The sequence below is a fragment of the Lawsonibacter hominis genome (assembly GCF_014287895.1).
In the GTDB taxonomy this organism is placed as follows: Bacteria; Bacillota; Clostridia; order Oscillospirales; family Oscillospiraceae; genus Lawsonibacter_A; species Lawsonibacter_A hominis.
Genome location: NZ_JACOPP010000027.1, coordinates 20673 through 33733, shown reverse-complemented (window position 1 = coordinate 33733; position 13061 = coordinate 20673). Strand labels below are relative to the sequence as shown.

General features: G+C 45.2%; 14 protein-coding genes. 1 reads left to right on the top strand and 13 read right to left on the bottom strand.

The window, feature by feature from the left end; genetic code table 11:
- The 13 genes from H8S57_RS14245 to H8S57_RS14185 form a co-directional block, all read right to left on the bottom strand.
- On the bottom strand, nucleotides 1-117 hold a 117-nt coding region (locus H8S57_RS14245), incomplete at its 3' end, for a type II toxin-antitoxin system PemK/MazF family toxin (RefSeq protein WP_186908695.1).
- Nucleotides 118-643: 526 nt separating this feature from the next.
- Nucleotides 644-1468 carry a hypothetical protein gene (locus tag H8S57_RS17465; protein ID WP_235821904.1) on the bottom strand — a complete coding sequence of 275 codons (825 nt, stop codon included), beginning with the start codon at nucleotides 1466-1468 and terminating at the stop codon, nucleotides 644-646.
- Between the two features lie 459 nt (nucleotides 1469-1927).
- A complete protein-coding gene (locus H8S57_RS14235) occupies nucleotides 1928-3499 on the bottom strand; it encodes a M56 family metallopeptidase (protein WP_186908694.1) in 1572 nt (523 codons plus the stop codon).
- A gap of 15 nt (nucleotides 3500-3514) precedes the next feature.
- Nucleotides 3515-3895: a BlaI/MecI/CopY family transcriptional regulator gene (locus H8S57_RS14230; RefSeq protein ID WP_071428861.1), complete on the bottom strand. Its 381-nt coding sequence runs from the start codon at nucleotides 3893-3895 to the stop codon at nucleotides 3515-3517.
- A gap of 73 nt (nucleotides 3896-3968) precedes the next feature.
- Nucleotides 3969-4523 carry a PPC domain-containing protein gene (locus H8S57_RS14225; RefSeq protein ID WP_186908693.1) on the bottom strand — a complete coding sequence of 185 codons (555 nt, stop codon included), beginning with the start codon at nucleotides 4521-4523 and terminating at the stop codon, nucleotides 3969-3971.
- Nucleotides 4524-4719: 196 nt separating this feature from the next.
- Entirely contained in the window at nucleotides 4720-5145 is a 426-nt protein-coding gene (locus tag H8S57_RS14220) for a winged helix-turn-helix domain-containing protein (protein ID WP_186908692.1), read from the bottom strand.
- Between the two features lie 150 nt (nucleotides 5146-5295).
- Nucleotides 5296-6111 carry a hypothetical protein gene (locus H8S57_RS14215; protein WP_186908691.1) on the bottom strand — a complete coding sequence of 272 codons (816 nt, stop codon included), beginning with the start codon at nucleotides 6109-6111 and terminating at the stop codon, nucleotides 5296-5298.
- Nucleotides 6112-6239: 128 nt separating this feature from the next.
- Entirely contained in the window at nucleotides 6240-7658 is a 1419-nt protein-coding gene (locus tag H8S57_RS14210) for a HAMP domain-containing sensor histidine kinase (RefSeq protein WP_186908690.1), read from the bottom strand.
- Nucleotides 7642-8313, bottom strand: coding sequence for a response regulator transcription factor (locus H8S57_RS14205; protein ID WP_186908689.1), 672 nt, complete (start codon nucleotides 8311-8313; stop codon nucleotides 7642-7644). Before H8S57_RS14205 ends, H8S57_RS14210 begins: the two co-directional genes overlap by 17 nt.
- 335 nt (nucleotides 8314-8648) lie before the next feature.
- Complete coding sequence (locus H8S57_RS17460; RefSeq protein ID WP_369807633.1) at nucleotides 8649-8900, bottom strand: winged helix-turn-helix domain-containing protein; 252 nt, start codon at nucleotides 8898-8900, stop codon at nucleotides 8649-8651.
- 330 nt (nucleotides 8901-9230) lie between these two features.
- Complete coding sequence (locus H8S57_RS14195; protein WP_186908687.1) at nucleotides 9231-10685, bottom strand: M56 family metallopeptidase; 1455 nt, start codon at nucleotides 10683-10685, stop codon at nucleotides 9231-9233.
- 73 nt (nucleotides 10686-10758) lie between these two features.
- Complete coding sequence (locus tag H8S57_RS14190; RefSeq protein WP_186908686.1) at nucleotides 10759-12018, bottom strand: M56 family metallopeptidase; 1260 nt, start codon at nucleotides 12016-12018, stop codon at nucleotides 10759-10761.
- Nucleotides 12019-12028: 10 nt separating this feature from the next.
- Complete coding sequence (locus H8S57_RS14185; protein ID WP_006574436.1) at nucleotides 12029-12388, bottom strand: BlaI/MecI/CopY family transcriptional regulator; 360 nt, start codon at nucleotides 12386-12388, stop codon at nucleotides 12029-12031.
- A gap of 290 nt (nucleotides 12389-12678) precedes the next feature.
- Between H8S57_RS14185 and H8S57_RS14180 the strand changes: the two genes are divergently transcribed.
- Nucleotides 12679-13056: a BlaI/MecI/CopY family transcriptional regulator gene (locus H8S57_RS14180; protein ID WP_186908685.1), complete on the top strand. Its 378-nt coding sequence runs from the start codon at nucleotides 12679-12681 to the stop codon at nucleotides 13054-13056.
- The last annotated feature ends 5 nt before the right edge of the window (nucleotides 13057-13061 follow it).

The following is a 13061-nucleotide window of genomic DNA, read 5'->3' as shown; positions in this document are numbered from 1 at the left end:
GTGATTCCCCACATCATTTTGGATAACAAGGACAGGGCGGATGCCGCCTTGCTCGGAGCCGACCACCGGGTTCAGGTCTGCATAGAACAGATCGCCACGCCGGATAGCCTTTCGCATAAGCTGACCTCCTGAATATTAAGTAAGCCGGAAACAGGGCAGGCCATAAGACCTGCCCCATTTCCGGCGAAATATAAAATCCGATTTGTTTTCTTGCTATGTGCCATTTGTCCTTGACACCCCGCACATATTGGGAAGTCATCAGCGGCCAGCAGCGAACCGGCCCACGGGAATCTCACCCCTCCGAGGATCTCTCCGAGCTGCCCCCATTGCGTGATCTGTGGCTGGACAGGAGTACCATTATACCCCTTTCCGATCATGGCCGCGCCGGGTGCTGCCCGGTTTTTACAGGCTGCCGTTACTCGCTCATACGGGACAGGATTGTATGCAAGACCAATTATGATAATCAGGTGGGATCTGCTCATCATGTCCGTATATCATGGCGCGGCCCCTGAATCGGCTTTTGCTCCTCGCACTGGAAAGGGGGATGTTACTGATGAATGAGTATGTGGTTGTCAAGGTACAGGCGAAAGGAGAACACTCCGAAAGAATGCCTTTCACCTATCGTCCTGAAACCGCATGGGTGTCAACCCTGTGCCGCAAAATATTTTTTTAGTTTGGCAATCGCCAGGTTTATGGACTTGGCAACGGCTTGATGGCTTGTCCCTTCCATCCGACCGATCTGCCGGGTAGAGAGTCCCTGAAAAACGTGAAGCCGGAATCGCCGTTTCTGAACCTCGGTCAAAGCGCCCACTGTAAAAAGCTGCTCGAAGGCTTTCCAGGCATACTTGCGGTTCTGTATGTCAACAACTCGTTCTTCCCATTCTTCATCCAGCGCGCGAGTGGCACAATGCTCCGTTTCCTCCAAACCGTGGATTGAAACATCCTTGCGGGTCTGGGCGCTCTCTGCCCGATCCTGCTCATAGTAGATTTGATCGGACAGGGCTTTCAGCTCTGCAAAGTCATGTTCCGTTTTATCAGGGTTCTCCTTCAGATAATCCTCCAGTGTGATTTCTATGATTTCATTATGAAAGCGATAAACGATATTTGGGCTGTTTTTGTTTATCGCATAGTCGCTTTTGCGATAATTTTGCACCTCTGTTACCTCCAATTTGTTTTTTTGAGAAAAACAAATTGGAGGTGGCGGCCCCCTGATTCTTTGTTCAGGGAGCCTTAAATGAAAGCGGCTGACTTTGTATCGGGATACAAAATCAGCCGCTCTCTGGATATGCACATTGAGAAGTCCAATAGGGTAGGCAGCACGGGCAGGCGGGGGTTTGTCCCCACTTGGGGCAAACTCCCGCGCACAAAGACGCCGACCAACGCCTATTGAAATTTGTCCATTGAAAGCCGTGTGTCGTTTGAGTGGGACAAAAAGTAACTTCTCAATGCTGTGGACTTTTTGATCCATAGCACAGTTACTCCTTGTCCGCTGTTATGCGGACGGCACACAGGCGGCTGGCATCATCCCCCTTCTTCCATCAATGTGGCAGTTCTACGCTGCCGCCCTTGCTGATAATTTGTATTTGTAAATTTCAAAAATAGGGAATCTTGACGATTCACCTCGAATTTTGCCGATAATATAAAGAAAAGCGGCCTTTATCCATAAGACAAAGGCCGCTTTATGCACTGACTATGTATGATTCTGTTTTTGCAGCTCCTCATTGGCCTCACCTCTTTTTATCTCAGGGGATGGGTAAACTGCCACAATAGAAGTTTATATGGTAGAATTCATTACGATTTCGTCGAGAAATGTAAAATGTACTAAATGTGCAAAGGCGGGGAGAGATCTTCTTGAACTCCCCCCGCCTTGCATTCTACTTAATGATTTTGGTTTCTCGACATAGTAAACCAGATGCAGAACAAACCATCAGTTCACAATATAGGACACATCAAAGTGGATGCTGCTGGTAGACAGATTGCCAATAAAGATAGAGAAGTTGGAGTCGCCGGTAATTTCGAAGGATGCGGAACCGGAGCCATTGGAAACGGTTTTTACGAGTCCATAGCCAGTATTGTTATCGATCAGACCAATCTGAACATTGGCAGAAGTAGGAGTCCAGTTTGCATTTACGGTCACTTTTTGGCCCTTGGTCAGATCCTGAGAGTCAAAAGCATATCCCTTTCCGCCAGAAAGGTTGCCGGAAGCATAAGGTACCGCTTCGCCGGCCTTAGCCGACACAGTTCCCTGATAGAACATCATGTTGTCCGCAGCGTCAGTGGAGAGGTTGAACTGAGACAGATCTGCGAAACCCGTGGTGGTCTCAATGACCTTGGCAAAATCGCTGGAATCGGTAGACAGTTTCATCTGGGACAGATCAACAAAACCGTCGTCAGATTCAATGATGCGGGCTTCGCCCATATCCCCCGTCTTCACATCAGAAACATTCATCAGTTCGGCATTGGGCACGTCGATGGTAGAGGGAACCTCAGCAGCTAACACAGACATTCCCAGACAGCTGGCGCACAGAGTGCAAGCCAAGGCGGCCACGACAGTCTTACGGGATTTCTTGTTGGAATTCAACATGGTTAAAATTCTCCTTTCAAGCCTTTTTCTCGTTGAAACAAATGCAATTCCAGATACTTTGTTTGGGTTACGAAATACAGTTGTGTAGGAAATCAGAAGATGCCCATACTTTTTACGCTCTGCCTGATTCATTCGGCAAACAACCTGCTCATCACAAGATGTTTCTGCCAAACGATCTAAATCCCGCTTTATGAGATACACTACGGGATTGAACCAATAGACTGTTTGGAGAATAACTGCTAAGAGCTTTCTCCATAAGGCACGGTGCTTAAAATGCACTAATTCATGGGCCAGTATCATCTGTGCTTCATCAAGCTGCAAATCAGCATTTGGGATTATAATAGTTGGGGTAAAAAAACCAACCAGCATTGGACTTTGTATTGCGGAGTGCAACTTTAAAGCTACTTTTTGCTTGATCCCAAGACCTGCAGCACAACGACTTGCAATTTCTTGCAACAGCGCATCATGAACTGTCTGTGACTGCTGGAGCTGGTATCTGAAACAAAGCAGCCCCAAAACATTCCATAGAACCAGGGCACCAGCAACAACAATCCAAATAATCAATGCCCACTTCTGCCAATCCAAACTCATGTTAAGAGTAGTATCTTTGATGATATTGGGGCTTGCTTCTGTAATACTCGCCACAGAGTTTTCAGGGGGGAGTACATTTATTCCAGACACAACTTTGTTCCCAACCACTGATATTGGCTCGGCCTCGGCTAATGTTTTCGGGAATGCTGGCAGCAGCTTGTAAAATGGGATAACATACAGGAACATAATGACTGTGGTACAGTTGTAGCGCCATTTTTCACTGATATGTTTTCTGCCAGCAAAAGCCGATGCCTTAAACACAAGGTAGGACACACTTGCTACAAGGTTCAAGCACAAAATGGTACGAAGCAAGTATGAGGCCATACAATCAGCCTCCTCTCACGATTGCCCGTCGAGCCATTGTTTCAGCGCCTCTCGGTCTTCCTCCGACATCTGGGAGCCACCATAAAGTGCTGCGAAGAAATTCTTGATCGATCCACCATACAGTGTATCTAAGATTCGCTGTGCATTACTTTTATGATATTCCTCACACGTCTTGATCGGCCAATAATAAGGCACACGGCCCTCTCTTTTTGATGTGATTAAACCTTTTTGGGTTAAACGTGACAGAAATGTTGCTAATGTTTGAGCTTTCCAATCCTTATTGCGATATTCGGCAAAGTACGACAATATCTGTGAAGCAGACATGGGGGCTTCCGAGTTCCACAGCACCTCCATGATTTCGTATTCGGTTTCTGATAGTTTTTTGGATCGATCCATAAATAACTCCTTAGACATTTAACGCCTTGGGAGGCTCTTAACAACTAAAAAGTTAAGACAGGCAAGAAGTCTCTCAGGTCAAAATATAAGAAACATTAAACTCCAGATCATAGCTGGACGGGTTGTAGAGGTAAATCTGATATGTGCCGCTCTTGCTAACAGTAAAGGTATGCGACCCACTTCCACCAGTGAACGTGACATACGTTACGGTTCCACTGGAATTCACATAGCCTACCTGCATCGTTGCATCAGTCGGGGTATAGGTGCCGCTGATCGTAAGTTTCTGCCCTGCACTGATTGTCACCGAACCATAGGCATAACCTTGACCAGATCCCAGTTCTCCCTTGGCCAGCGGCATAGCATCCCAGTCCGACGGCAGCAAATCGTCAATGTTACCTGTCATCTCGCTACCAGAAGCAGCTGCTCCATCCGCCGTGAAGACATTCTTTGCGCCCACGTTGTCCGTCATCTCGCTGCCCATAGAGGCCGCTTTGTCCACCATGAAAACGTTCTTTTCGCCCGTAATGGACATCTCCTGCTCCGATTCAGCCGCAAATGCAGAAACAGCGAGACAGCTAATGGCCATTACACACGCCATTGTAATACAAGCCAGCTTTTTTATTTTCACAAAATTTGCTCCTTTCTCAGCTTACCATTAGCCTATTGTATTTTTTAATAAGTTTTATGCTATTTATTATCATCTCCTTCCAACATTTGATATTCCTTATCCGAAGTACGTCTACCTTGGACAATTTAATATTACTACAACAGTGTAGAAATGTCAATAGTTTCTACTACAATATATTAGTAGAATTTTGTTTTTCTCATCCATGTGCAATTTCAATTTTATATCCCACCCGAAAAACGGTCTTGATATAGGTGGGATGCTTTGGGTTAGCCTCCAGCTTGTTCCGCAGGCGCCAGATCGTGTTGTCCACGGTGTTGGTGCCTAATTCACAGTCCTCGCCCCAGGCCGCATTGTAAAGCTGCTCCCGGCTGAACACATGACCAGGGCAGCGGGCCATGCAGTAAAGGATAGAGAACTCTCCGTAGTTCAGGCAGATCTCCACACCAGCCTTCGTGACCCGCCGCTGCTCTGGGAATATCTCAATATCTCCCAGAGTCAGGGTAGAAGGCTCAAGGTCAGCAGCATGGAGAATCTGAACATCTTTTCCTTGTAAGGCTTCCAGGATGGAGCGAAAGACACTTCCATCTGGGTCAGAAGTACGGATGACTATAATCTCCTTCATACGATTCCCTCCGTGGGCCGCCGATCCTGAGCCGCGCAAAAGAAAGCGGCGGCCTTGATTGTTCAAAGCCGCCGCAAATCGTATAGGCGTGTCAAAATGGCTGCTGGACGGCGGCTTTTTTCTTTTGCCGTCGCCCGGCAGTTTTGTAGTTTATTTTACATACTGCTCTAATTCTTGTGCCTCTGTTTCCATCAGCTTTTCAATGTTACCGCTCTTGTCACGAACCACTTTGAGATTGATACCATCGCTTGCGCTGCTGTCGCAGTAGGTGTTGTGGTCTGCATCATAGAGAATGTGGATGATTTTTCCATCATACATCCATTTTTGAGTAGACTGGTCATAGGAAACGCCAAATGCGGTGTAGGCATCTAAACTATCATCACGATAGTTCGGATCGCCCATTTCAAAACTACCGCTGTTCCCGGTAATGCCAGCCGCGTTAAATTCTGCTTTGATTTCTTCCTGCTTTTCAGTTCTTGCTTTGAAATCGGCGTCCGAGGACTGCTTCAACCCTGTCAGGGTGCCATTGGTGTCTCTAATCGGCTCTACATCTACGACACCATCCTCAAAGAAGAACGAATTTGTGTTCTCTGCACTGACCTGATCTTTGAAGTAACGCACCATCTGACCATTATAAAAGAAGCGGTCTTTCTCCTTATCGTAGGTCATGCCATAGGCTTCATAAATGGAATACTGCTCTGCGATCTCTGCACGGCGAACTTCCTCCGCCTTGGCCTGCTCCTCCGGGGAAATCACTTCATCGCTTTCATAGGCCTCTGCCGTAGAGGTGGAATTTGAGGAAGAAGTGTCTCCGCTGTTGTGTGCTTGTTCCATGGGTATTGTACTGGTAGTCGTTTGCTTGTTAGGCTCTTGTGTGGCCGCAGCGTTAGCTGCACAACCGCTCAACGCCGCTGATACGCACAGTGCCATAGTAAGCGTGAGAATTTTCAGATTACATTTCTTCATATCAGAAACAACTCCTTTCTGTTGGTACTTTTATGTTACCAAAACTTTTTGGGATACCATTGTGACGAATATGTTTTTTATATGTAGTTGTAAAAGGATAGGGCGGTGTTTTCTACCGCCCTATCCTTTTAGAATCGAATTGTAAATAAAACACCTCTTTTGGTGTTTTCTATACTGTATTCCGCTTGATGCTGCTCCAGAATGGTTTTGACAATGTATAATCCCAAGCCACTCCCGCCGGTTCTCTTGTTGCGGGAATGTTCCACTCTGTAAAAGGCATCAAACAGTTTGGGAAGCTCCGAATCGGGAATATGAACACCTGTGTTTTCCAGTAAAAACCGAGCCGTCCCTTCTTCTGCAAAAGCGGTCAAATAGATGGTGCTGCCCTCCGGCGAGTAGGCAATCGCATTGGACACCAGGTTATTGATTGCTTTTTGCAGCAGCGCCTTGTCACCGACAACGCACAAATCGGGAGTAATATTTTCCTTCCAATCTATACCTTTCTGGATAATCAAATCTTCAAACAGCGCATATTCCTGCTTGAGCATATCTGAAAACTGAATGTTTTCTTTTTTCAGCCCTACTTTTGAAGATTTCATGCGGGATACAGTCAGAATTTCCTGCACTATCCCTTCCATGGTGTTGATGATTTCCAACGAGCGCATCAGGTATTTGTTGCGGTCTTGATAATCCCCGATATTTAGGATCATACCCTCGGTTTGTCCCTTAATGACTGTAATAGGCGTTTTCAGTTCGTGAGAAACTGCGGAAAAGAAGTCTAATTGCGCCTGCTCCAACGCGCGTTCTCGCTCAATATCCGCTTGTAATTTCTCGTTGGCACTTTTCAAATCTGCCATGGACGCACTTAACCTTTGTGACATTTCATTTAGACTGTGCGCCAATGTTCCCAGTTCATCTGTTCGGCCTTCTTTACATTTCCAACTAAAATCCAGCTGTGCCATTCTTCTTGATACACCACTGATACGCAGAACAGGTCTGGTCACATAATGAGAATAAACAATAGAAGCCAATACAGCAACCAGCAAAACCACAAAGAGCAGAACGAGGAAGATTCCTCCCAAAGTATCTTTTAGTAAATCAACTTCCTGTGCGCTTCCTGCAATCGTTAAGGTGTAAACCTCGTCTGAATCTGCAAATGTAAAGATATAACTGTGTGTCGCCCGATAGGCTGCCGGATCGTCACTTTCAATCGCTACTCCACTTGTGACAAAAACAGGGAATACTGAACTGCTTTGTGACGGAAGTTCAATTTCGTTATTAGAAGAATCAAATAACTGGATCAGCACACCGTTCTGATTTAATACAAATTCGTCAAAGAGTTTGCCGCTTTCCAATGGAGTGACACACTCAACTTCTGCAAGGAATGAATTTACTGCGCTATCTAAACTCGTATCAAGGGTTGTGCTGTAAGTTTTGGGGACAAGCCATGCGATAACACCATAAGTTATCATACAGCAGAAGCTTGTCAATAAGAATGTGACGATGAATATTTTCGCAAATAAGCTGCGTTTAACTTTCTCTATCAATTTTATATCCCACCCCTCGAATCGTCTGGATAAAGTCGATTTCCAGTTTCTTTCTTAGATTTTTAATATGGGTATCGACAACACGCTCGTCCCCAAGAAAATCATATTTCCAAAGACGATCCAACAAATTCTGGCGGGTAAGAACGCGCCCTTGATTCAAAAGCAATTCCCGCAAGACTTCAAATTCCCGCTGCGTCAATTCGTGGGATTCTCCATTTACCGAAGCGGAGTAGCTGTCTAAATCCAGAATCAAGTTTTTATAGGATATTGTTTGATGTTCCTGATCTGGAATCATCGTACTCCGCCGTAGAACCGCAGCGATTTTACGGATCAATATTGGCATGGAAAACGGCTTCGTAATATAATCATCTACTTGCAAATCCAATCCTTTGATTTGTTCTTCTTCTCCATTGAGGGCGGTAAGCATGATAATAGGGACTTGTGATTGTTTTCGAATCAACTCGCAAACAGTAAATCCATCAATTTTAGGCAACATTATATCTAATAATACCAAATCAAAATGAGTGGCCGAAAACAAAGCAATAGCTTCCATACCGTCACTGGCAATCGTAGTTTCATATCCTGCTTCTCGCAAAAAATTTCTCAAAAGATCTTGAATATCCAAGTCATCCTCAACAATCAAAATATGCTGCATAAGAACACCTCCAAAGGTATCGTACCATAAAATCTTGGGATTCGTGTGTAGTTCTTCTTAATATTATAAACAAACTCGTTAAATCCTTCAAACTTCGGATTGTGAAACAAAATATCACTTCATTATTAAAAGAGGTTCTATCAATACTGACGCTGTCTACGCATTTAGGGGGCAAAAAGTCCATAGAAATCAAGGCTTTTCGGCGGTGGTCGGTGGGGTGGCAATAGGATTGCTCTACTCCCTGTCGCAACAAACTTTGAAATGCGTAGAATATCCCCATAGGAAAACGCCGGACGCAGGGCCAAACAGGCACCGCGTCCGGCGTTTTTGATATGCTATTTTTCAATTTTATATCCCACCCGAAAAACGGTCTTGATATAGGTGGGATGCTTTGGGTCAGGCTCCAGTTTGTTCCGCAGGCGCCAGATCGTGTTGTCCACGGTATTGGTGCCTAATTCGTAGTCCTCGCCCCAGGGCGCATTATAGAGCTGTTCCCGGCTGAACACATGACCAGGGCAGCGGGCCATGCAGTAAAGGATAGAGAACTCTCCATAGTTTAGGTGGATCTCCATACCTCGTTTCGTCACCCGACGCTGCTCTGGAAATATCTCAATATCTCCCAGAGTCAGGCCTGAAGGCTCCAGGTCAACAGCATGGAGAATTTGAACATCTTTTCCCTGTAAGGCTCCTATGATAGAGTGAAAGACACTTCCGTCCGGGTCGGAAGTACGAATGACTATGATTTCTTTCATATGATTCCCTCCGTGGACCGCCGATCATGTTATCCAGGCAAAGCAAAACGGCGGCCTTGATTTCTCAAAACCGCCGTCAGGCTACTGTATTATGTTAGGACGCATGGATGACCAGCCGCCGAAACAACGGTTTTTTTATTATCCCGTGTTTCGCAGCATATCGTTTTATCGCGCGATCATATGACTATATTCTTGCGTTCTTGATGCACTCTCGTTTGTAATGCAGATTAAATAATCACCATCTTCTGGAATTGTAAAGGAAATGGGTGTCACCTCATTGCTCTCGACTACCTGAGATGAAATTACCTCTGTTTTATCAGCAGTAACCAAGCTAACTTGAACTGGAATGTCCGCATAAACACACTGAATGGAAAACTCAATTACAGTATCAGCTTCATAGAAGGTATTGTTTGCTCCTGTACCGAAATTGTAGTAGATAGACGACTTGGCGGCAATCGAGGTTTTTGTGCCTTGTGTGGGGAAATTAGCAATCCCATCTTGTTCCGCAGTTGCATCATTGCCGGAATTGTTGCTTTCCTGGTCTACCTCGGCAAACGGACTTTGATCTACTTTTTGAACAGCGACCGTTCCATCACTCTTTACATTATCATCGGTAGCAGACAACTGGCCGAACAATTTCTCCTTAGAAGTATCGGCAGTAGCAACGGAATTTGTTGCGGCAAATGCCGTTGTTGCACCAGCAATCAAGGCAAGTGCCAAAGTACACGCCAAAATAGAGGTCTTTTTGAATTTCATAATTGCTTCAATCCTTTCTGAAATTGCATTTTTGCCAAAATGGCTGTATAAAGCGGACATACCGCTTCTCCTTTCCTCCATTTTAATTAACATCAGCGCATAGGAGGAACGATTTTTTTCACCCATCATTCGGATAACCCAGGCATCACACGACAACTCTATATCCCGGTTGGCGAGAACATACATGACCCAAACCAACGGATTAAACCAATGGATGCAGAGTACAGCAGCAAAGAGAATTTTTGTGATTGCGTCAAAGCGACGAATGTGGACATATTCATGGGTCAGTACATACTTCAATGCCGCCTGGTCATTTCGATCAAGTTTTTTGGGCAATAGGATCACCGGATGCAGGATGCCATAGGTCAGCGGAGAGGAAATCAAATCTGAACTCCGCACCGCAAGGGGTCTGGAAATTTGGTGTGCGGTCAACCAATTTTGGATATACGGCGTGTTGTCGGGGATAGACATTCTGAACTTCCGCATACTCCGAAAATAGGAAATAGAGAAGTAGATTGCCAACAGCAGCACGCCAACCAGCCAGAGTATCACAAAGATGGAAATGTGTTCTGTTGCAGGACTTGGAGCAGCCGCACCAGTATCATAAGATGGCAGACTCTCACCCGGTAAGGGGGAACCGATATTTCCAGAGGGTAATTCTTGAACCACATCTGAAAAAACATCAAGGCCGATATGGATGTTGAAAGGCAGCGGGATGGAGAGCGGCAGGAGCAAGCGCAGAGCAGCGATCATCCACAAAACCAAAAAGGTTGTTTTTGGCAGGCGATGGATCGCCAATGCCCGGACAACCACAATGCATAAGATCAATGCACCTCCGGCCACGCTCATTTGAAATAGGCTCATGCGTTACCCTCCTTTTCTGCGCCCAACTACATCCTTTGGGCTACCATTCCATAATAAATATTCTCTGAAAGAATTAGTCCTCCCAATACACCGTTCCCTGCTCAATCTGCTTCAAAATTTCAGCCCATTCTTCGGGCGTAAACTTGGACTCGTCATCATGGCTGACAGAAACCAGGGTAATATCCATAGATTGTGCATTTTGCATGGTACCAGAGATATCCATGTGCGCCATATTCTCGATGTTTGTTACCCCGTTGTCTGACCGATTATCTTCTCCCCCCACACGCTGTACCGGAGTGGTGTTTCCAATTTCCACCGCTTCCATATCCTCTACATCTGCGGTAGAAAATCCAAGTCCCATTAGCCCCACATTATCATCAGTCCTTGTGGCAGCAAATGCCGTTGTTGCACCAGCAATCAAGGCAAGTGCCAAAGCACAAGCCAAAATAGAAGTCTTTTTGAATTTCATAATTGCTTCAATCCTTTCTGAAATTGCATTTTTCCCAAAATGGCTACATAAAGCGGACATACCGCTTCTCTGTTCCTCCATTTTAATTAACATTAGCGCATAAGAGGAACGGTTTTTTGCACCCATCATACGGATAACCCAGGCATCACACGACAATTCCACATCCCGGTTGGCAAGGACATACATCACCCAAACCAGCGGATTAAACCAATGGATGCAGAGCACAGCAGCAAAGAGAATTTTTGTGATTGCGTCAAAGCGCCGAATGTGGACATATTCATGGGTCAGCACATACTTCAATGCAACCTGGTCATTCCGATCAAGTTTTTTGGGCAAGAGGATCACCGGATGCAGGATGCCATAGGTCAGCGGAGAGGAAATCAAATCTGAACTCCGCACCGCAAGGGGTCTGGAAATTTGGTGTGCGGCCAACCAATTTTGGATATACGGTGTGTTGTCGGGGATAGACATTCTAAATTTCCGCATACTCCGCAGATAAGAGATAGAGAAGTAGAGCACTAACAACAGCGCACCAACCAGCCAAAGCATCACAAAGATGGAAATGCGTTCTGTTACAGGACTTGGAACAGCCGTACCTATATCATAAGACGGCGGACTATCCCCCGGTAAAGTAGAAGCGATATTTCCAGAGGGTAATTCTTGAACCACATCTGAAAAAACATCAAGGCCGATATGGATGTTGAAAGGCAGCGGGATGGAGAATGGCAGGAGCAAGCGCAGAGCCGCGATCATCCACAACGCTAAAAAAGTTGTTTTTGGCAAACGATGGATCGCCAATGCGCGGATAACCACAATGAATAAGATCAGCACACCTCCGGCCACGCTCATTTGGAATAGGCTCATGCGTTACCTCCTATTCCAATTCAGCCACCATCCGGCGCAGATTTTCAATTTGCTCCTTGGATAGCTTTTGATTGTCCAGCAAGGCGGCAAACAGTTTGTCGGGGGAGCCGTCAAACAGCTTGCCAATCAGCTCCTCTGCCTCCGCCTCTTGCACAACCTCTTTTGCAATCAGCGCATGGCACATGAAGTTTGGTTCGCTACGCTCAATGGCACCTTTCGCGATGCACTTTTTGATCACGGTGTAGGTGGTGTTCATGTTCCAGCCGATTTCCTCTTTGAGAATATCAGAAATTTGCTTTGCGGTCTTGTCACCTTCTTTCCATAGCACATCCATGACTTTTAGCTCGGAATCAAAGAGCTTAATTGCCATACAATCAAATCCTTTCTCTGAACTATTGCAATAGTTTACGTTATTATACTACCACAATAGTTTCGAGTTGTCAACACTACTCCAATAGTGCAATTAAAAACATTTTATGAACATGAAATTATTTAGTCGGTAGTATGAACTGTATAGTCGTTTAAATAATAACACCTGAAATGTAAAAGTGTGTTTTAAATTTATTTCTACACCACTGTAGAACTATTGACTATTCTACAAACTTGTAGTAGAATTAACTTATCCAAAGTAGACGTACTTTGGATAAGGAGGAAATGTTTATGGATCGATCCCAAAAACTATCAGATACCGAATACGAAATTATGGAGGTGCTGTGGAACTCGGAAGCCCCCATGTCTGCTTCACAGATATTGTCGTACTTTGCCGAATATCGCAATAAGGATTGGAAAGCTCAAACATTAGCAACATTTCTGTCACGTTTAACCCAAAAAGGTTTAATCACATCAAAAAGAGAGGGCCGTGTGCCTTATTATTGGCCGATCAAGACGTGTGAGGAATATCATAAAAGTAATGCACAGCGAATCTTAGATACACTGTATGGTGGATCGATCAAGAATTTCTTCGCAGCACTTTATGGTGGCTCCCAGATGTCAGAGGAAGATCGTGAATCTTTGAAAGAATGGTTGGACAATCAGTAATAACG